Annotated in this window: 16 protein-coding genes; 3 read left to right on the top strand and 13 right to left on the bottom strand. The window is 73.1% G+C overall.

Features of this window, described 5'->3' with window-relative positions:
- Positions 1 to 44: 44 nt before the first annotated feature.
- Positions 45 to 884 carry a phytanoyl-CoA dioxygenase family protein gene (locus ACFQZ6_RS34185; RefSeq protein WP_381617418.1) on the top strand — a complete coding sequence of 280 codons (840 nt, stop codon included), beginning with the start codon at positions 45 to 47 and terminating at the stop codon, positions 882 to 884.
- A gap of 21 nt (positions 885 to 905) precedes the next feature.
- Here the strand turns inward: ACFQZ6_RS34185 and ACFQZ6_RS34180 are convergent, their stop codons facing one another.
- The 4 genes from ACFQZ6_RS34180 to arfA form a co-directional block, all read right to left on the bottom strand.
- Positions 906 to 1814 carry a carbohydrate ABC transporter permease gene (locus tag ACFQZ6_RS34180; protein ID WP_381617415.1) on the bottom strand — a complete coding sequence of 303 codons (909 nt, stop codon included), beginning with the start codon at positions 1812 to 1814 and terminating at the stop codon, positions 906 to 908.
- Positions 1811 to 2770 carry a carbohydrate ABC transporter permease gene (locus ACFQZ6_RS34175; protein ID WP_381617412.1) on the bottom strand — a complete coding sequence of 320 codons (960 nt, stop codon included), beginning with the start codon at positions 2768 to 2770 and terminating at the stop codon, positions 1811 to 1813. The genes ACFQZ6_RS34180 and ACFQZ6_RS34175 overlap by 4 nt, the downstream gene beginning before the upstream one ends.
- A 10-nt stretch (positions 2771 to 2780) precedes the next feature.
- On the bottom strand, positions 2781 to 4127 hold the full coding sequence (locus ACFQZ6_RS34170) for an ABC transporter substrate-binding protein (protein ID WP_381617410.1): 1347 nt from the start codon (positions 4125 to 4127) through the stop codon (positions 2781 to 2783).
- 180 nt (positions 4128 to 4307) lie between these two features.
- A complete protein-coding gene (gene arfA, locus ACFQZ6_RS34165) occupies positions 4308 to 5816 on the bottom strand; it encodes an arabinosylfuranosidase ArfA (protein WP_381617407.1) in 1509 nt (502 codons plus the stop codon).
- Between the two features lie 307 nt (positions 5817 to 6123).
- Here arfA and ACFQZ6_RS34160 point away from each other — a divergent pair, with 307 nt between their 5' ends.
- Positions 6124 to 7152: a LacI family DNA-binding transcriptional regulator gene (locus ACFQZ6_RS34160; protein ID WP_381617404.1), complete on the top strand. Its 1029-nt coding sequence runs from the start codon at positions 6124 to 6126 to the stop codon at positions 7150 to 7152.
- Positions 7153 to 7164: 12 nt separating this feature from the next.
- On the opposite strand, the gene ACFQZ6_RS34155 is transcribed toward ACFQZ6_RS34160, so the two are convergent.
- The 4 genes from ACFQZ6_RS34155 to ACFQZ6_RS34140 form a co-directional block, all read right to left on the bottom strand.
- Entirely contained in the window at positions 7165 to 8070 is a 906-nt protein-coding gene (locus tag ACFQZ6_RS34155; protein ID WP_381617401.1) for a carbohydrate ABC transporter permease, read from the bottom strand.
- Complete coding sequence (locus ACFQZ6_RS34150; protein ID WP_381617398.1) at positions 8067 to 8987, bottom strand: carbohydrate ABC transporter permease; 921 nt, start codon at positions 8985 to 8987, stop codon at positions 8067 to 8069. The genes ACFQZ6_RS34155 and ACFQZ6_RS34150 overlap by 4 nt, the downstream gene beginning before the upstream one ends.
- Before the next feature lie 72 nt (positions 8988 to 9059).
- Entirely contained in the window at positions 9060 to 10409 is a 1350-nt protein-coding gene (locus tag ACFQZ6_RS34145; RefSeq protein WP_381617395.1) for an ABC transporter substrate-binding protein, read from the bottom strand.
- A gap of 243 nt (positions 10410 to 10652) precedes the next feature.
- The gene (locus tag ACFQZ6_RS34140) at positions 10653 to 11645 is read right to left on the bottom strand and encodes a LacI family DNA-binding transcriptional regulator (protein ID WP_381617392.1); all 993 of its coding nucleotides are present in this window, start codon (positions 11643 to 11645) and stop codon (positions 10653 to 10655) included.
- Between the two features lie 430 nt (positions 11646 to 12075).
- On the opposite strand from ACFQZ6_RS34140, the gene alr reads away from it, so the two are divergent.
- Positions 12076 to 13203, top strand: a complete 1128-nt coding sequence (gene alr / locus ACFQZ6_RS34135; protein ID WP_381617389.1) for an alanine racemase — start codon at positions 12076 to 12078, stop codon at positions 13201 to 13203.
- Here alr and ACFQZ6_RS34130 read toward each other — a convergent pair.
- From ACFQZ6_RS34130 to ACFQZ6_RS34110, 5 genes are read right to left on the bottom strand one after another with little or no spacing between them, the layout of a single operon-like run.
- Positions 13194 to 14648, bottom strand: coding sequence for an MFS transporter (locus tag ACFQZ6_RS34130; protein WP_381617387.1), 1455 nt, complete (start codon positions 14646 to 14648; stop codon positions 13194 to 13196). The genes alr and ACFQZ6_RS34130 overlap by 10 nt on opposite strands.
- Entirely contained in the window at positions 14624 to 15229 is a 606-nt protein-coding gene (locus ACFQZ6_RS34125; RefSeq protein WP_381617384.1) for a class I SAM-dependent methyltransferase, read from the bottom strand. Before ACFQZ6_RS34125 ends, ACFQZ6_RS34130 begins: the two co-directional genes overlap by 25 nt.
- Positions 15229 to 15966, bottom strand: coding sequence for a thioesterase II family protein (locus ACFQZ6_RS34120; RefSeq protein ID WP_381617381.1), 738 nt, complete (start codon positions 15964 to 15966; stop codon positions 15229 to 15231). The genes ACFQZ6_RS34125 and ACFQZ6_RS34120 overlap by 1 nt, the downstream gene beginning before the upstream one ends.
- A 5-nt stretch (positions 15967 to 15971) precedes the next feature.
- Positions 15972 to 17204: an acyl-CoA dehydrogenase family protein gene (locus tag ACFQZ6_RS34115; RefSeq protein WP_381617378.1), complete on the bottom strand. Its 1233-nt coding sequence runs from the start codon at positions 17202 to 17204 to the stop codon at positions 15972 to 15974.
- Positions 17201 to 18424 carry an FAD-dependent oxidoreductase gene (locus ACFQZ6_RS34110; protein WP_381617375.1) on the bottom strand — a complete coding sequence of 408 codons (1224 nt, stop codon included), beginning with the start codon at positions 18422 to 18424 and terminating at the stop codon, positions 17201 to 17203. Before ACFQZ6_RS34110 ends, ACFQZ6_RS34115 begins: the two co-directional genes overlap by 4 nt.
- Positions 18425 to 18428: the final 4 nt, after the last annotated feature.

The raw sequence follows: 18428 nt of genomic DNA, 5'->3' as shown, positions 1-18428 counted from the left end.
TGAGGAGCGTCGCCAAGGGACCCGAGCGCTAGGGAGGCGCGAGCATGAGCACGTACGAGACGGTCGAGGTCGGCGCGCAGGACGTGGCGGCCGATGTCGCGGCCCTGTACGAGGACGGGATCACCGCGCGCCGGGGCGCCTTCCCGGTGCCCTGGGTGGACCGGCTCCGCGAGGACGTCGACGCGGCGTTCGAGGAGGCGCTGGCCCGGCCCGGCGGCGCGGTGGGGCGGGGCCCGAACCGGTACTACGTGGAGGTCCACCCCGAGCAGATCAGCGGCTTCGTCGAGCTGGTCGACCACCCGTGGGTGCGGTCGCTGTGCGCGGCGGTGCTCGGGCCGGAGTACCGGATCGTGGAGGTGGGCTTCGACGTGCCGCGGCGCGGGGCGGTGGACCAGCCCTGGCACCGGGACTTCCCGATGCCCGAGGAGACCCGGCGCGAACGGCGGCTGACCTCGCTGGCGTTCAACGTGACGACGGTCGACACCACCGACGAGATGGGACCGTTCGAGATCGCGCCGGGCACCCAGTGGGACGACGGCCCGGAGTTCGAGCACGGCATGTTCCCGCCCCGGTCGGCGTACGACCGCTACCGGGAGCGCGCGGTGCGCAAGTACCCGCGGCGCGGGGACGTCTCCGCGCGCAGCGCCCTGACGATCCACCGGGGTACGGCGAACCGCTCCGGCCTGGACCGTCCGGTGCTGGTGCTGGGCGTGGACGGTCCCGAGGCGGACAACAGCGAGCGGCACGACCTGGCGGTCACCCGCCGCTACTGGGACGCCCTGCCGGAGCGGGTGCGCCGCCACCTCGACTGCCCGGTGGTGGAGACGCTGACGCCCATCACGCAGAAGCACACCATCGAGGGTCTGGTGATGGGCGACGCCTGAGCGTCCGGGGCCCCGGTCGGGTCAGCCCTTCAGGCCCGACCGGGAGACGCCCTCGATGACCCAGCGCTGGGCCACGACGTACAGCAGCAGCACGGGAACGCTGGCGATGACCGCTCCGGCCATCAGCAGGTCGTAGTGGATGTTGTTGGCGCTCTGGAAGTTGGCCAGGCCCGCGGGCAGGGTCAGCGACTCCGGGCTGAGCAGCACGTACAGCGGCCACAGGAAGTCGTTCCAGTTGGCGAGGAACGCCAACATCCCGAGGGTGACCAGGGCGGGCTTCGTCAGCGGCAGGACGACGCGGACGAAGATCTGCCAGCGGTTGCAGCCGTCGATCTCCGCCGCCTCCTCCAGTTCGCCGGGCAGGGTGAGGAAGAACTGCCGCAGGAAGAACACGCCGAACGCGCTCGCCGCGCCGGGCACGATCACCGCGGGCAGGCTGTCCACCCAGGCGAACTCGTTGACGATGAGGAAGTTGGGGATCAGCAGCACCATCGGCGGCACGAACAGCGTGGCGACGACGGCGGTGAAGATCACCGTACGGCCGCGGAAGCGCATCCGGGCCAGGGCGTACGCCGCCGGGGTCGCCGTCACCAGCACCAGCAGGGTGTGCGCGGCGGCGGCGACGAGGCTGTTGAGCAGCCAGCGCAGCACGGGGCTGTCGGTGGCGCCGAGGACGTCGCGGTAGGCGTTCAGGGTGCCCGGTGAGGGAATCCACTGCGGGGTCGTGGAGCCCGCGTCGGAGGGCGTCTTGAACGAGGTGACCAGCATGTACAGCAGCGGGCTGAGGTACAGCGCGGCCACCACCGCGAGGATCAGGTGCAGCAGGGAGCGGCGCAGCCGCCGCCGGGCGACGGTCGCGGGCGCCGGTGCGGCATCCGGCTCCCGCACGGGCACGGGGTGCCGGGACTGCGGAACGCGGATCTCGGTCATCGGTCCTCCTGGCGCTCGCGGAAGACACGGAAGACCAGCGCGCTCGCGGCCATCAGCGCCAGGGCGAGCACGAAGCTCATCGCGGACGCCGAGCCCATCTCGAAGCGCCGCAGTCCGGTCTCGGCGATCAGGTAGATCGCGGTCTTCGTCTCGTCGGCGGGCGCCCCGGTGGTGATCAGGTACGACTGCCCGAACATGTTGGCCGAGGCCAGCAGGGTGGAGTTGACCACGAACAGGGCGACCGGCCGCAGCCCTGGCAGGGTGACGTGCCGGAACCGCTGCCAGGCGCTCGCGCCGTCGACACGCGCCGACTCGTACAACTCGGCGGGGATGTCCTGGAGTCCGGCGAGGTAGATCACGGAGTTGAAGCCGAGGGTCCACCAGACGGTGACCAGGACCAGGCCCCACCAGGCGGCCGGGGTGTCGGTGGTCCACTGGATGTCGTCGGGCAGCCCGAGCGCGCCGAGGTAGTGGTTGACCAGGCCGATGTTGCCGTCCAGCAGGAACCGCCAGAGCAGGCCGACCACGGCGACGCCGAGGACGTACGGCGCGAAGTAGACCGCGCGGTACAGGTTGCGGCCCCGGAACCTGCCGTTCATCAGCAGCGCCGTCAGCAGCGGCACCACCAGCAGCAGCGGCACGGACAGCGCGGTGAAGACGCCGGTGGCGCGCATCGCCCGCCAGAAGCGCGGGCCGTCGACGCTGTCCGGGTCGAACAGCTCGCGGTAGTTGTCCAGGCCGACGAAGGGTTTGACGGGGACGTTGATGTCCCAGGCGTGCAGGCTGATCCACACGCCGTAGACGATCGGGGCCACCACGAAGGTGAGGAAGAGCGCCAGGTAGGGCGCCATGAACACGTACGGGGTCCACCACTGGTAGCGCGCGGCCCGGGACGGCGTGCCGCCCCGGGTCCGCCGGTCCCGCGTGGCAGACGGCCCGGCTTTCAGCCGCTGCACCGGGACCGCCTCACTTCGCGTACTTCTGCTTGTTCTCGGCGAGGACCTTGTCGGCGGTCCGCACCCCCTCGTCCAGTGCCGCGGTCACGGACTTGGTGCCGAGGACGGCCTGCTGCACGGCGAGTTCCAGTGCCTTGGTCTGGACGTCGCCGAGGCCGGGCAGGGCGGGCAGGAAGCGGAAGACGTTCACGTCCTCGGCGAGCGGGACCTGCGGCAGCTTGGCGACCTCGGCCTGGGCGCGGACGCTGTTGCGGGCGGGGATCATGCCCGCCTTGGCCCACTCGGTGGAGCGTTCGCTCATGTAGTCGATGAAGAACTTGGCGGCCTGCGCCTTGTTCTGGTCGCGTCCGGCCTGGGAGGTGATGACGAAGTTGTGGCTGGCGGTCCACACCGCGTTGGTGCCGCCGATGTTCGGGACCGGGGACATCCGCCAGTCGACGCTCTTGGCGGTCTCCTTGAGGTCGTTGATCTGCCAGATGCCGTCCCAGGTGAAGCTGACCTTGTTGTTCTTGAAGGCGTTGTACTGGGCGTCCTGCGCGACCTGGGCGGGGCTGTGGCCCGCCTTGATCTGCGCGACCATCCAGTTCAGCGCCTCCGCCCCGGCGTCGGAGCCCCACAGGGCGTGGGTGCCCTCCTCGTCGTAGAGTTCGCCGCCGAACTGCCACAGCAGGGTCATGAACATCAGGTGCGCGGGCCACTTGTTGGGCACCCAGAACGGGTGCGCGACGCCGCTGGACCTCAGTTCGCGCAGGGCGCCCTCGAAGCCGTCGCGGTCGCTGGGGGCGTCCTTGAGTCCGGCCCGGGAGAGCTGGCGGCCGTTCCAGTAGTCGGCGAGGCAGTGCACGTCGAGGGGGACGCTGTAGCGCTGGCCGTCGTAGATGCCCGCCTGCCAGACCGCGGGGATGAAGTCGTCCTCGCTCAGGCCGAGCGCGGAGACCACGTCGTCCAGCGGCATGAGGGTGCGGCGGGCGGCGAAGGTGGCGATCTGGTCGTTGTGGATGACGGCGACGTCGGGGCCCTTGCCCGCGGCGATCGCGGTGGGCATCGCCGGGTAGAGGTCGGCCCACTGGCGGGTGGTGTTCTTGACGGTGATCCGGTCGCCGTAGCGCTTGTTGAAGGAGGCGAGCATGGCCTGCATGTGCGGGCCGTCGCCGCCGGTGAAGCCGTTCCAGTACTCCAGGGTGACCTTGGGGCCGTCGTACTCGCCGCCGGTGAAGGTCGGGGCCGTCGCGCCTCCCTGGTCCGATCCGATCTTGGTGCCTGAGCTGCACGCGGTGAGCAGCCCCGCGGCGGCCGCGGCCGAGGCGCCGAGCAGTGTTCTGCGGGACGGGCGGCCTGGGGTGGTGGTGGTACGCATTCTGGTGCTCCTCGGATGTGGGCCCGCGGCCGGGCCCGGGGACGGAACGGTCGGATCGGTCGGATTGATCGAGCGGATCGGTCGGATCGGCCGGAACGGTCGGATCGGTCGGATCGGTCGGATCGGTCGGGTGGATCGATCGAGCGGATCGGTCGGATCAGGCGGTCGGGTCGGATCGGGTCAGCGCGTGGCCAGGCGGATCATCGTCCAGGACACGGCGGGCAACTCGACGGTGAGCGCGCCGTCGGCGGTCGTGGTGTCCGGCACCGGGCGCGGGCGGACGCGGTCGGGGTGGTCGGCGGTGTTGGTCGCCGTCAGGTCGCCGTCGTGCAGGACGAGGTGCTCCTCGACGCGGGGCGCGGCGCCGAGGGCGCGCAGGTCGGCGGTGAGGGTCAGGGGCTGGTCGGGGTCGCGGTTGACGGCGAACAGCACCACCTCGCCGGTCTCCTCGTCGTGGGTCGCGGTGGCCCACAGGGCGGGGACCTCGCCGTACTTGGCGGTGTCCACCAGCGGGGAGTCCGGTTCGACGCGCAGGACCGTGCCGCGGGCGTGCCGGGCGGTGCGGGCGAAGGGGTGGAAGACGGTCTGCCGCCAGGCGGGGCCGTCCGGCCGGGTCATGATCGGTGCGATGACGTTGGCGAGCTGCGCCTGGCAGGCGGCGCCCACCCGGTCGGCGTGCCGCAGCAGCGTGATCAGCAGGCTGCCCACGACGACGGCGTCGGTGACGTCGTACACGTCCTCGATCAGTTCCGGCGCGGGGCGCCAGTCGAGGGACTGCTCGCCGCCGAAGCGGCTCTGGTACCAGACGTTCCACTCGTCGAAGGACAGCTTGATCTTCTTCTTGCTGCGCAGCTTGGCGCCGATGTGGTCGGCGGTGGCGGTGATGGACGAGATCATCTGGTCCATCTCGGCGGCGCTGGCGAGGAAGGAGCGGGTGTCGGTGCCGGTGGGTTCGTAGTAGGCGTGCAGGGAGACGTAGTCGACGAACTCGTAGGTGTGCTCCAGGACGGTCGCCTCCCAGGAGGCGAAGGTGTCGATGTAGGCGTTGGAGCTGCCGCAGGCCACGAGTTCGAGGGACGGGTCGAACCGCTTCATCGCGCGGGCGGTCTCGGCGGCGGTGCGGCCGTACTCGTGGGCGGTCTTGTGGCCCATCTGCCAGGGGCCGTCGAGTTCGTTGCCCAGGCACCACAGGCGCACGTCGTGCGGCTTGTCCACGCCGTGCGAGCGGCGCAGCTCGGACAGGGTGGTGTCGGAGGGGTAGTTGGTGTACTCCAGCAGGTCGAGCGCCTCGGCGGTGCCGCGGGTGCCGAGGTTGACGGCCATCATCGGCTCGACGCCCGCCCTGGCGGCCCAGCTCATGAACTCGTTGAGGCCGAAGGCGTTCGACTCGACGCTGCGCCAGGCCAGGTCGAGACGGCGGGGGCGGGAGCCGCGCGGGCCGACGCCGTCCTCCCAGCGGTAGTTGGAGACGAAGTTGCCGCCGGGGTAGCGCACGACGGTGACGCCGAGTTCGCGGACCAGGTCCAGGACGTCCGTGCGGAAGCCGTCGGCGTCGGCGGCGGGGTGGCCGGGCTCGTAGATCCCGGTGTAGACGCATCTGCCCATGTGCTCGACGAACGAGCCGAACAGTCGTCGGTCGACGGAGCCGACCCGGAAGGCCGGATCCAGGGTGAGACGGGCCGTGGGCATGAAGCTCTGCTCCCTGTGTTGCGGTCGCCCGCACGGTGGCGCGCGCCCCTGCTGGCGGCAGGGCACGCGCGCCATCGCGCGGAGGGGTGTGGACGGCCGCTGGGGTGGCCGGGGAGGCACGGGCCGTCGCTGCCCGCTACGATTACATCGTTGAAACAGCGTCGTAAATAGGGAGCGGCAAGGTTCTTTCGAAAATGTTCGACGCGGCGCCGCGGCGGGGGCTCGTCCACGGGCCGCGGCGCCGTGTGCGACGGTGAGACGTGTCATCGGGGCTGGAGCACCCGTGGGGTGCGGTGGAGGTGAGCAGGTGGGGGCGAGTCTCAAGGACGTCGCGGCGTTGGCCGGTGTGTCCGTGAAGACGGTGTCCAACGTTGTCAACGGCTACACGTACGTGTCGCCGCCGACCCGTGAGAAGGTGGAGCGCGCGCTGGCCGAGCTGGAGTACCGGCCCAATCTCTCGGCCCGCAACCTCCGCCAGGGACGCACCGGCGTCGTCGCGCTGGCCCTGCCGGAACTGGACGCCCCGTACTTCGCGGAGATCAGCCGCTTCGTGATCGCGGCGGCCACCGACCGCGGCTGGACCGTCCTGATCGAGCAGACCGACGGGCTGCCGGAGCGGGAGCGTGAGGTCCTGGACGGGGTCCGGGAGCAGCGCATCGACGGGCTGATCTTCAGCCCGATCACGGTCGGCCCCGAGGAGCTGGCCGCCCGCACCGACACCACGGCGCTGGTGCTGCTCGGCGAGCGGGTCCTGGACGGGCCGACCCACCACGTCGCCATCGACAACCAGCGTGCCGCCCGGGAGGTCACCGAGCATTTGATCGCCCGCGGCCACACCCGGATCGCCGCCATCGGCCGCCAGGACAACCCCAGCGCCAACACCGCCCACCTGCGGCTCGCCGGTTACCGTGACGCGCTGCGGGCGGCGGGCATCGCGTACGACGACCAACTGGCGCCGCCGACCGCGTCGTACCACCGCGCCGACGGGGCGCGGGTCATGCGGCGGCTGCTGGAGCTGCCGGAGCCGCCGGAGGCCGTGTTCTGCTTCAACGACCTGCTGGCGCTGGGCGCGCTGCGCACCGCGCTGTCCTCGGGTCTTGACGTGCCCGGGGACGTCGCCATCGCCGGGTTCGACGACATCGAGGACGGCCGCTACAGCACGCCGACCCTGACGACCGTCTCCCCCGACAAGGCGCAGATCGCCCGGGTCGCCGTGGACATGCTGGACGCCCAGCTCAGCGGCGTACGGCACTCGGTGCGCCAGCGCGGCAGCGTGCGGGAGGTGGCGGCGGACTACCGGCTGGTGGCGCGGGAGAGCACCCTGGGCCGCCCCTGACGGCATGGCGGTCTACGACTTCACGGCCCCCGCGGCCAGGCCCGCCCGCCAGTAGCGCTGGAGCAGCAGGAAGGTCAGCACGATCGGGACGACGGAGACCAGCGCGCCCACGATGGTGAGGGTCTGGAGTTCGGGCAGGCGGCTGGTCTGGGACTGCCAGGTGAACAGGCCGAGCGTGACGGGGTACAGGTCGTCGTCCTGGAGCATGACCAGCGGCAGCAGGAAGTTGTTCCAGATGACGACGAACTGGAACAGGAACACCGTGACCAGCGCGGGCGCCATCAGCCGCAGGGCGATCGTGCGGAAGACGCGCACCTCGCCCGCGCCGTCCATGCGCGCCGCCTCGATGACCTCGGTCGGTACGGAGGCGGTCGCGAAGATGCGGGAGAGGTAGACGCCGAAGGGGCTGACGACGCTGGGCAGGAACACCGACCAGAAGGTGTTGGTGGCGTCGACCTCGGCGAAGAGCAGGAACAGCGGCAGGGCGAGCGCGGTGGCGGGCACCAGGACGCCGCCGAGGATGACGGAGAACACCGCCTCGCGGCCCCGGAAGTCGTAGACGGCGAGGGCGTATCCGGCGGCGGCGGCGAGCAGGGTGGCTACGGCGGCACCCGCCCCGGCGTACAGCAGGCTGTTGAGGAGCCAGCGGCCGAAGACGCCGTCCTGCTGCTCGAAGAGGGCGGTGAGGTTGGCGCCGAGGTGCCAGTCGGCGGGCAGCAGGCCCGGGGTGGAGACCAGGTCGCTCTGGCTCTTGGTCGCGGAGACCAGCAGCCAGTACACCGGCAGCAGCATGTAGCAGGCGGTGACGGCGAGGAACGCCACGGCGAGGACGGTCGACAGCCGTCCGGGCGCGGACGGGCGGCGGCGGGCCGGTGCCGTCACGGCGTGGGCGCCCTCGGTCCGGGTGAGCAGGCTCATGGCCGCCGCCTCCTCGTGGTCAGGCGCAGGAACGCGAACGACAGCGCGAACGTCACGGTGGCGAGCAGCACGGACAGCGCCGCGGCCTCGCTGTAGTGGTCGCCCGCGGTGAGCGAGTACGCGGCGACGTTGGGGGTGTAGGTGCTGGTCACGCTGGTGGAGATGGAGCGGAACACCTGCGGTTCGGTGAAGAGCTGGAAGGTGCCGATGACGGAGAACACGCCGGTGAGGACCAGCGCGGGCCGGATCAGCGGCACCTTGACGCGCCAGGCGATGGTCCAGCCGCCCGCCCCGTCGACGCGGGCGGCCTCGTGGACGTCGGTCGGCAGGGCCTGCAGCGCGGAGTACAGGATCAGCATGTTGTAGCCGGTGTACGTCCAGGTGACGACGTTGCCGATGGACCACAGCACGAGGTCGGGCCCGAGCGGGTCGACGTCGGCCCCGGCCGACCTCAGCAGGTCCACGAGCGGGGAGAGCCGGGGGTCGTAGAGGAAGGCCCACATCAGGGCGGCGACGACGCCGGGGATGCCGTACGGCACGAAGTAGACCAGCCGGAAGAAGCGTTTGAGGCGGGCCACGGCCGAGTCGAGGAGCAGGGCGAGGACGAGGGCGAGCAGCAGCATCACCGGGATCTGCACCAGCGCGAACAGGCCGACGCGCAGCAGGCTCTCGGCGAAGAACGGCTCCTGGACGACGTCGGCGTACTGCTCGAACCCCGCGAAGACGGAGTGGGTGCGTCCGAAGGTGCCGCCGGTGCGTTCGGTCCTGTGCAGGCTCTGCCAGAACGCGTAGCCGACCGGGACGAGGGTGAACAGGACGAACGGGATGAGGAACGGCAGGAGGAAGCCGTAGGGGGCGAGGAGTCGGCGCGGGCGGCGGGGTACCGGGGTGGCCGGGGCGGGGGTGGTGGCTGTCACGGGCTGCCTTCGACGGTGGGGGGCTGGCCCCCGCCCGGAGACGGGCGGGGTGCGGGGAGCGGGCGCGGCCGGTCAGCCGCCGGTGACGTCGAGGGACTGCTCACGCAGGGAGTCGGCGCTCTGCTCGCCGGTGCGCTTGAGGACCTCGCCGAGGGTGGTCCGGCCGCCGGTGGCGTCCGCGGTGCCGTCGCTGAGGTAGCGGTAGGTGTCCGTCATGGTCGGGCCCCAGGTGAAGTCGGTGTCCACGTGGGCGGACGCCTCCGCGAAGACGTCGAAGATCCGCTGGTCGTCGTAGAAGTCGACCGGCTGGGAGAGCGCGGGCAGGTCGAGGCCCGCCTTGGCCGCCGGGTAGAGGCCGCCCTCGCGGTTGAGGATCTCCAGCGCCTTGGCGTCGGTGTTCAGCCACAGCGCGAACTCGGCGGCCTCGGCGGGGTGTTCGCTGCCCGCGAGGACGGCGGTGGTGGAGCCGCCCCAGTTCCCCGCCCGCTCCTCGCCCGGCTGCCACTGCGGCATGGGGGCCACCGCCCACTTGCCCGCGGTCGACTTGGCGTTGTCGCGGATGGTGCTGTAGCCCCAGGCGGCGCTGACCCAGGTGACGACCTCGCCGGAGTTCCACGCCTTGTACAGCGCGGGCGAGAAGCCCTGGAGGTCGGTGGCGACGAGCTTGTCGTCGATCAGCTTCTGCCAGTAGTCCGCGACCTGGCGGCTCTCGGGGCGGTCGACGGTGACCTTCCAGGTGTCGCCGTCGCGTTCGAAGAGGGTGGCCTCGTTCTGCCAGAGCAGGCCGGTGAACCAGTTCGGGTCGGTCTGGGAGAAGTGGGTGATGTACTTGCCCGCCTTCTTCAGTACGCGGGCGTCGGCCTCGTACTCCTGCCAGGTGGTGGGCGCCTTGAGGCCGAGCTGGTCGAAGATGTCCTTGCGGTAGAACAGCGCCATGGGGCCGGTGTCCTGCGGGACGGCCCAGACGCCGTCCTTCCCGTCGGCGCCGAAGTCGACCTGGGACCAGGTCCAGTCCGCGAACTCCGGCTCGGCGTCGGTCACTCCGGGGCACTGGGCGATGTCGCGCAGGCCGCCCTTGAGGCGGAAGCTGGCGAGGGAGTCGTACTCGATCTGGCCGAGGTCGGGGGCCTTGTCGGCCTTCAGGGCGTTGGAGAGGTTCTGGTAGGTGCCCGCGTTGCCCGCCGGGGTCGTCTTCAACGTGACCTGGATGTCGGGGTGTTCGCTGTTCCAGGCGTCCACCGCCTGCTGCATCCCGGGGACCCAGGACCAGTACTGCAGGGTGACCTTGCCCGAGGACCGCTCACAGGACGTGTCCGCCGCGCCGTCGTCCGTGCCGCCGCCACCGCAGCCGGTCGCCACGGTGAGGACCAGGACCGCCCCGCCGATCACGCGGCGTCTGGCCACGGAAGTGCGATCGCGCATCGCCATGTGGTTGCTCCTTGGGCCGAGGGTCCGCTCCGGTGGAGCGGTGCCGGCAACCTTCACAACAGGAATCCTCAGAAGTCAACAGAGTTGACAGGATCGGCTGGTTTCTATGTCGCTTCGTGATACGGGTGAGGTGTCGTTGTGGGGTTCAATTCGCCGCTCCGAACTGCGAGTTCTTCTTGTCGCGGGGCTGTCGGGTACGGGTGTGTCCGGTTACGGAATCGATTACGCCCAGGGCCGTCAGGCCGAGGCGCGGGCGACGAACTCCGCCCGTACGCGCACCGTTCGGTGTACGCCGCGGCCGTCGAACCGTTCGCCCAGCAGCCGGGCGGCGGCGCGGCCGACCTCCTCGGCCGGGTAGCGGACGGTGGTCAACTGGGGCCGGACCAGGGAGGCGAAGACGGCGTCGTCGTGGCCGACGAGCGCCACGTCGCCGGGGATGTCGACGCCCAGTTCGCGCGCCTTGTCCAGGGCGCCGACGGCGATCACGTCGTTGCCGCAGAACACGGCGTCCGGCCGGTAGCGCCGGTCCATCAGCTCGGCGAACCCGGCGGCGCCCGCCTCCCGGGTGTGCTCGCCGCGGACCACCAGCTCCCGGGGCAGCGAGGTGCCGAACTGGAGGGCGAGCGTCCGCAGCAGTTCCAGGCGCGGGTCGCCGCCCGTGGCGTCCCGTGGGCCCGCGATCATGGCGATCCGGCGGCGGCGTGCCGCGGTCACCCGCTCCAGGGCCTGCCGGGTCGCCGTACGCGTCTCGGGCATGATCTGGTCGACCGGGCCGAACGGGACGTCCGCGCTGACGACTACGGGGATGCCCGCGCGGGTCACCGCCTCGAAGTCCCGGGGCAGCAGGCGGAACGGGGTGATGACCACCCCGGCGAACCGCTGCTGCACCGCCTCCGCGAGCAGGGCGCGCTCCTCGTCGCGGCGGGCCCGCGTGTTGCAGACGACGACGTGGATGCCGAGGCCGCGCAGTTCCTCCTGGAGCGTCGCGGCGAGCTGGGCGAAGAACGGGTTGGCGATGTCCGGCACGATCAGCGCCACCAGGCTGGAGCGGCCGGTGCGCAGGCTGCGGGCGGTGCTGTTGACGGTGAAGCCCAGCTCGGCGATGGCGGCCTCGACGGCGGCGCGGGTCTCGGGGGCGACCGGCCGCTTGCCGGACAGCACGTAGGAGACCGTGGCGGACGAGACACCGGCCGCGCGGGCGACGTCCGCCATGGTGACCCGCTCCTGCACCGCCCACGCTCCTTTCGCGCCGTCACCCTACTTCACGGCGGGCGCGCCGCTGGAAGCGCTCTCACCGGGCGCCGGGGGGCTGAGTGGCGGGGGTCGGGGGGCTGGGTGGCGAGCGCCGGGGGCGGGGCGCCGGGTGGTGGGCGGCGGGCGCCGGTCACCGGGGGCTGGGTGCTGGGCGCCGAGGGCTGGGCGCCGGGGGCCTTACTGGGTGGCGGGGGCTGAGTGGCGGGGGTTGGGTGGCGGGCGCCGGGGGCGGGGCGCCGGGTGGTGGGCGGCGGGCGCCGGGTGCTGCGTGGCGGGCGGCGGGCGGCGGGCGCTGGGTGCTGGGCGCCGGGTGGTGTATCTCGGCCGGGGTGCCCGATCGGGCAGGTCGACCGGCCGGGCGGACGGGGCTGCCGGTGCCGCGCGGGGCGGTCTACCGTTGCCGCGCGTGAGTGACGTACCAGCGGCCCACGCCCGGGTCAGTCTGCGCGCCGTCCGCCACAACACCGGGCTGCTGCGCCGGGCGGCGGGGCGGGCCGAGGTGATGGCGGTGGTCAAGGCCGACGGGTACGGGCACGGCGCCGTGCCGGTGGCGCGGGCCGCCCTCGCCGCGGGCGCCACCTGGCTCGGTACGGCGACCGTCGCCGAGGCGCTGCGGCTGCGCGCGGCCGGGATCGGGGCGCCGGTGCTGTCCTGGCTGAACGGTCCGGGCGCCGACTGGGCGGGCGCCATCGCGCGGGACGTCGACCTGTCCGCCGGTGATCCGGCGCTCCTGGCGGAGATCAGCCGGGCGGCGGCGGGCCACGGGGCGACCGCGCGAGTGCATCTGAAGGCGGACACCGGGCTGGGGCGCGGCGGCTGCCCGCTCGCGGAGTGGCCCGCGCTGGTCGACGCCGCGCTCAAGGGCGAGGCGGACGGCACGCTGCGGATCGCGGGGCTCTGGTCCCATCTGGGGTCGGCCGACGATCCCCGGGACCGGCGCTGCCTGACCCAACTGGACCTGTTCCGGGACGCGGTGCGGTTCGCGGAGCGTGCCGGGGTGCGCGGCGCCGTACGGCACCTGGCCAACTCCGCGGCGACGCTCGCCCTGCCGGACGCCTGCTTCGACCTGGTGCGGCCCGGCATCGCGCTGTACGGGCTGTGGCCCGCCGACCCGCTCACCGACGCCGACCTGCGGCCCGCGATGTCGCTGCGGGCGCGGATCGCGCAGGTCGAGCGGGTGCCCGCGGGCCAGGGGGTGTCGTACGGCCACACCTACCGCACCGCGCGCCGCACCCGGCTGGCGGTGGTGCCGCTGGGGTACGCCGACGGGGTGCCGCGGGCGGCGGGCAACAGGGTGCCGGTGTGGGTGTCGGGGGTGCGGCACCGGATCGCCGGGCGGGTGTGCATGGACCAGTTCGTGCTGGACCTCGGGGACACCCCGGCGGGACCCGGAGACGAGGTGGTGCTGTTCGGGCCGGGGCTCGACGGGGAGCCGACGCTGGCGGAGTGGGTGCGGCCGCTGGACACCATCGCCAACGAGGTCGTCGTACGGATCGGTGAGCGGGTCACGCGCGTGTACACCGGTCAGGTGTGATCGGCGACTTCCGGCACGGGGTGCGGGCGTGGGGCCCGGGTCAGCAGCAGGGTCGCCGTCGTGGCCAGCAGGCAGCACAGTCCGGCCAGCAGCAGGCCGTGGCGCAGGCCGGTGGTGAGTTCCGCGCGGGCCGTGGCGGTCAGGGACCGTCCGGTCAGGGCGGCGGGCCCGAGGACCGCGCCGAGGGAGGCGACGCCCAGCAGCGCGCCGACCTGCTGCCCGACGCCGCCCACCGCCGCCGCCTGGGCGGTGTCCTCCGGGCGGACGCCGCCGAGCAGGGCCGCGTTGTTGGGGGACATCACCAGGCCCATGCCGAGCCCCATCAGCGCGGCGCCGGGCCACCACACCGCGTACGGGTGCCCGGAGGCGAGCGCGGCCACGGCCAGCAGCGCCACCCCGGCGAGCGCGGTCCCGGCGGCGACGGGACGCCACGGCACCGGGCGCCGGGCCAGGCGTCCGGCGACGACGGCGCCGACGACGATGGCCGCCATGGTCGGCAGCAGCCGCACCCCCGCCTGGCCGGGCGAGGTGCCGTCGAGGACCTGCAACCGCAGGCTGAGCACCAGGTAGGCGGCGTTGAGGGCGACGGCCATCAGGAACGTCACGCTGGTCGCGCCGGTGAACACCCGGCCGCGGAAGAAGTCCAGGCGCAGGGCCGGGTGCGCGGTGCGGCGCTCCACCCGCAGCAGCGCGAGCGCCGCCGCGCAGGTCAGGGTGAGCGCGGTGGCCACGGGCGGCGCCGACCAGCCCGCCCGGGGGCCCTCCACCAGCCCGTAGGTGGCGGCCCCGAGGCACGCCACGAGCAGGACCTGACCCGGGCCGTCCAGGGGGCGTCCGGGTCCCGCCGCGACGGGTCCCGGCAGCCAGCGGCCGACGGCGAGGGCGAACAGTCCGACGGGCACGTTGAGCAGGAACACGCTGCGCCAGCCGAGGAGTTCGGCGGAGGAGCCGCCCGCCACCGGGCCGAGGAGCAGCGCCAGGCCGGACACCGCGGACCAGGTGCTCAGCGCCTTCGCGCGTTCCCGTTCGCCGGGGAACACCTGGCTGAGCAGGGCCAGCGTCTGCGGGGTGACCGCCGCCGCGCCGACGCCCTGCACGGCGCGTCCGGCCGCCAGCACCGTCACGGACCCGGCCGCCGCGCAGAGCAGGGAACCGGCGGTGAACACCGCCATGCCCGCCAGGAACACCCGGCGCCGCCCGTACCGGTCGCCGAGGAACCCGCCGGTCAGCAGCAGCGCCGCGTACGGGCAGACGTAGCCCGCGACGACCCACTGGAGGCCGGTCAGGTCGGCGCCGAGGTCGCGGCGGACGGTGGGCAGCGCCAGGCCGACGACGGTGCTGTCGAGCAGGGCGAGGAACAGGGCCGAGCAGACGACGCAGAGGGTGAGGGCGCGTTCGCGACGGCCGCCTGGGGCGCCGGTCACCTCTTCGTCATCACGAAGCACGCGGTGTGCTCCGGCGACTCGACGCGCTCGATGCTGAACTCACGGCCGAACAGCCGCTGTTCCTCGCCGGGTTCGATCATGCTGTGCATCCGGGACACCCCGGCGAACCTCACCCTCGGTACGTCCTCCTTGCGGGCGTAGAAGCACCACAGGACGAACACCGTGCCCGGGTGGGCGTACCGGTGGATGAGGCGGGCCATGTCGGCGCGGGGCTGGCCGGTCATGTCGTCGAGGGCGCCGAAGTCGAGGATGACGTCGAAGGTGCCGTCGACGCCGGGCAGCGGGTACGACGTGATGTCGGCCTGGAGGAAGCGGCACCGGTCCTCGGCGCCCTGCTGCCGGGCGCGGGCGCGGGCCCGGTCCAGGGCGACGCGGGCGTAGTCGACGCCGACGACGTCGAAGCCCCGTCCGGCCAGGTACACGGACTCCGCGCCGGTGCCGCAGCCCAGGTCGAGGACGCGTCCGCCGCCCTCCGGCTTGATCCGGCCGGAGTCGACGAGGTCGACGAGGTGGGGCCGTACGCCGGTGTCCCAGGGGGCGATGCCCAGCCGGTAGAGGGTGTTGTAGAGCCAGGGGCGCATCAGGCCCTCCTTTCGCGGCGTCGGTCGACGGCCGCCTCGTCCGCGGCCAGGGCGGCGCGGACCGCCCCGGTGAGCGGAACGCTCTCGGTGTGCAGGAAGAAGTGGTCGCCGGGCAGCAGGTGGAGCCGGAAGTGGCCGCTGGTGCGGTGCCGCCAGGCGCGCAGGGTATGCGGGGGCGCCTCGGGGTCGTCGAGCCCGCCGAACACGGTCAGCGGGCAGGTCAGGGTGAGCCACGGGGAGGTGAGGCGGTAGGTGTTGGAGGCGGTGAAGTCGGCCCGCAGGACGGGGATGAGCAGGTCCATCAGGTCGTCGTTGTCGAGGACCTCCTGCGGGGTGCCCGCGAGTTCGCGCAGCCGGGCGCGGAAGGCGTCGTCGGGGAGCAGGTGGTCGCGGTCGGGTTCGGTGGGCGCGTCGGGTGCCTCGAAGGCGGACACCAGCAGGTGCGCGGGCGGTCGTCCGTGGACGTGTTCCAGGCGGCGGGCGAGTTCGAAGGCGAGCAGGCCGCCGAGGCTGTGTCCGAACAGCGCGTACGGGCCGCCGTCGAGGGCGGCCAGCACGGTGGGCACGAGGTCGTCCACGAGCGCGTCGACGGACGTGCACGGGGTCTGCGCCATGCGGGCGCCCCGGCCGGGGAGTTCCAGGGGGCGCACGTCGACGCTGTCGGGCAGCAGGGCGGTCCAGCCGCGGTACACGCGGGGTGCGGAGCCGCCCGCGTAGGGGAGGCAGAACAGGCGCACGGCGGTCACTCCCCCGGGTGCGGGGCACCGGCGGGGTCGTCCCGGGGGCCCGGCGCGTGGCCGGTGTGTTCGGGGACGCCGCGCAGCAGGTGCGCGGCGATCGTCCGGAACTGCATGTTGCTGGTGCCCTCGTAGATCTTGCCGACCTTGGCGTCCCGGTACAGCTTCTCCACTCCCCCGGCGTCGGCGTAGCCCTGCCCGCCGAGGGTCTCCACGGCCAGCGACGCGGCGCGCTCGGCGACCTCGGACGCCAGGTACTTGGCGACGGCGGCGGCCCGGGTCAACTCGCCGCCGCGGACGCCGTGTTGCGCCAGCCGGGTCGCGTGGTAGAGCTGTACGCGCGCCGCCTCCAGTTCGGCGCTGACCTTGGCGAGCGGGAAGCGCACCCCTTGGTAGGCGCCGATCGGGTGGCCGAACTGGACGCGGTCGCGCGCGTGCGCCACGGCGGCGGTGAGCGCGCCCTGGGCCAGCCCGACGAGTTGGGCGGCGATGCCGAGCTTGCCGACGTCGAGGGTCTGTACGGCGACCACGTCGCCCCGGCCGACCGCGCCGAGGACGTCGCGCCGGGCGACGCGTACGCCGTCCAGGCGCACCTCGCAGGTGGAGGTGGCGCGGATGCCCATCTTGGCGGTGCGGTCACCGACGGTCAGGCCGTCGGCGCGGCGGTCGACGAGGAACGCGGTGAGTCCCTGGTCGGGCACCCGGGCGAGGAGGAGGAACAGGTCGGCCTCGGCGGCGTTGGTGATCCAGCGTTTGGTGCCGTGCAGGACGAAGCCGTCGCCGTCGGGGCGGGCGGTGGTGGCCAGGGCGAGCGCGTCGCTCCCGGCGAGGTCCTCCGACAGGGCGAAGGCGCCGACGCCGCTCCCGGCCAGTGCGGTCAGGTGCGTGCGCTTCTGGTCGCCGCTGCCGTGGCTGAGCAGCGCCTCGGTGACGAGCGCGTTCTGTACGTCGACGAAGACGGCGACGGCGGGGTCGGTGCGGGCGAGTTCCTCGATGGCCACGACGACGTCGAAGAGGCCGCCGCCGCGCCCGCCGTACCGTTCGGGCACGTGGATCGCCAGGAGACCGGCGGCCCGCAACTCCGCGACGAGGTCGGGCGCGAGGGCCGCGGCACGGTCCATGGCGGCGGCGCGGGGCGCGACGGCGGTCCCGGCGACGGCGGCGACGTGGTCACGCCAGGACTGCTCGGCCTCGGTGAGCCAGGTGACCGGGCGGGGGGTTTCCTGACTGTCCGTCACCGGGTCTCCCGGGTGTCGAGTCCCGTGTCCCACGGCAGGGGTGGGCGTTGGAGTTCGCGCCACAGGGAGCGCTGCTTCACGGCGATGACGGCCGGGGCGACGGCCTTGGTGACCAGCCACTTCAGCACCCGGTTGTCGATCTGCGGCCAGCGGACCAGCCGCATCACCTGCTCGCGCACCCAGCGCACCCGGGGCAGCCGCCGCTCCTCGTAGACGCGCAGGGCGGTCACCGGGTCGTCGTGCGCGGCGAGCGCGTCGGCGAGCACCACGGCGTCCTCGATGGCCTGGCAGGCGCCCTGCCCGAGGTCGGTGGGCATGGCGTGGGCGGCGTCGCCGAGCAGGGTGACCCGGCCGTCGCCCCAGCGCTCACGCCAGTGGTGGTAGAAGATGTCGGTGCGGATCACCGCGGGCGCGGGCGTGGCGGTGACGAGTCTGCTGGGCAGGCCGGGCAGCGGGCGGGCGAGGTCGAGGGCGCGCTCCTTGAACACGCTCTGGTCCTCGCGTTCCCCGGGTTCCGCGACGCGGCTCAGCGTCCAGGCGACCCGGCCGCCGCCGACGTGCCAGGCGCCGCCGCCGACGCCGGTGGGCGCGTGGTGGAACATGTAGACGGTGCCGGGGGCGAGGCCCTGGTCGGTGGGGCTGATGCCGCGGTAGGTGGAGCGCCCGGTGTACAGCGGCTGCGGTGGTTCGCCGTGCAGTTGGGCGAGGATCGCGGAGCGGATGCCGTCGGCGCCGACGAGGACGCTGCCCTGGACCGCCTGCCCGTCGTCGAGTTTGAGGACGACGCCGTCCGGGCCCTGTTCGTAGCCCACGCAGCGGCGGTTCAGGTGCAGGGGGACTCCGGCGCTGTCGCAGGCGCTCATCAGCAGGTCGATCAGGTCGCCGCGGCTGATGCTGACGGAGGGCACGCTGCCCGGCCAGGTGTGGCGGGCGGTGCGCATCCGGTAGATGGGGCGTTCGCGGGCGTCGACGCTGACGCCGCCGAGCACCTTCTCGCCCAGCGCGAGGAGGGTGTCGGCGAGGCCGAGGGTGCCGAGGGCGGTGGTGGCGTTGCTCCAGATGGTCAGTCCGCTGCCCGCCATGACGATCTCGCCCGCCCGGCGGCGTTCGTAGACGGCGACGGGGATGCCGCGCCGCCGCAGGGCCAGGGCGGCGGTGAGTCCGCCGATGCCTGCTCCGGCGATCAGGACGGGCCTGGTGGGGCTCGGTGGGGTGGGCACGTCG

The sequence above is a fragment of the Streptomyces flavalbus genome (assembly GCF_042674625.1).
GTDB lineage: Bacteria > Actinomycetota > Actinomycetes > Streptomycetales > Streptomycetaceae > Streptomyces > Streptomyces flavalbus.
The sequence above is the reverse complement of the archived record's forward strand: the minus strand, read 5'-3'. Positions and strand labels throughout refer to the sequence as shown.

Bases quoted from the DNA above. Each gene is read 5' to 3' on its own strand.
- ACFQZ6_RS34185 (WP_381617418.1), top strand. From the start codon at position 45: ATGAGCACGTACGAGACGGTCGAGGTCGGCGCGCAGGACGTGGCGGCC.
- ACFQZ6_RS34180 (WP_381617415.1), bottom strand. From the start codon at position 1,814: ATGACCGAGATCCGCGTTCCGCAGTCCCGGCACCCCGTGCCCGTGCGG.
- ACFQZ6_RS34170 (WP_381617410.1), bottom strand. From the start codon at position 4,127: ATGCGTACCACCACCACCCCAGGCCGCCCGTCCCGCAGAACACTGCTC.
- arfA (WP_381617407.1), bottom strand. From the start codon at position 5,816: ATGCCCACGGCCCGTCTCACCCTGGATCCGGCCTTCCGGGTCGGCTCC.
- ACFQZ6_RS34155 (WP_381617401.1), bottom strand. From the start codon at position 8,070: ATGAGCCTGCTCACCCGGACCGAGGGCGCCCACGCCGTGACGGCACCG.
- ACFQZ6_RS34145 (WP_381617395.1), bottom strand. From the start codon at position 10,409: ATGCGCGATCGCACTTCCGTGGCCAGACGCCGCGTGATCGGCGGGGCG.
- ACFQZ6_RS34125 (WP_381617384.1), bottom strand. From the start codon at position 15,229: ATGCGCCCCTGGCTCTACAACACCCTCTACCGGCTGGGCATCGCCCCC.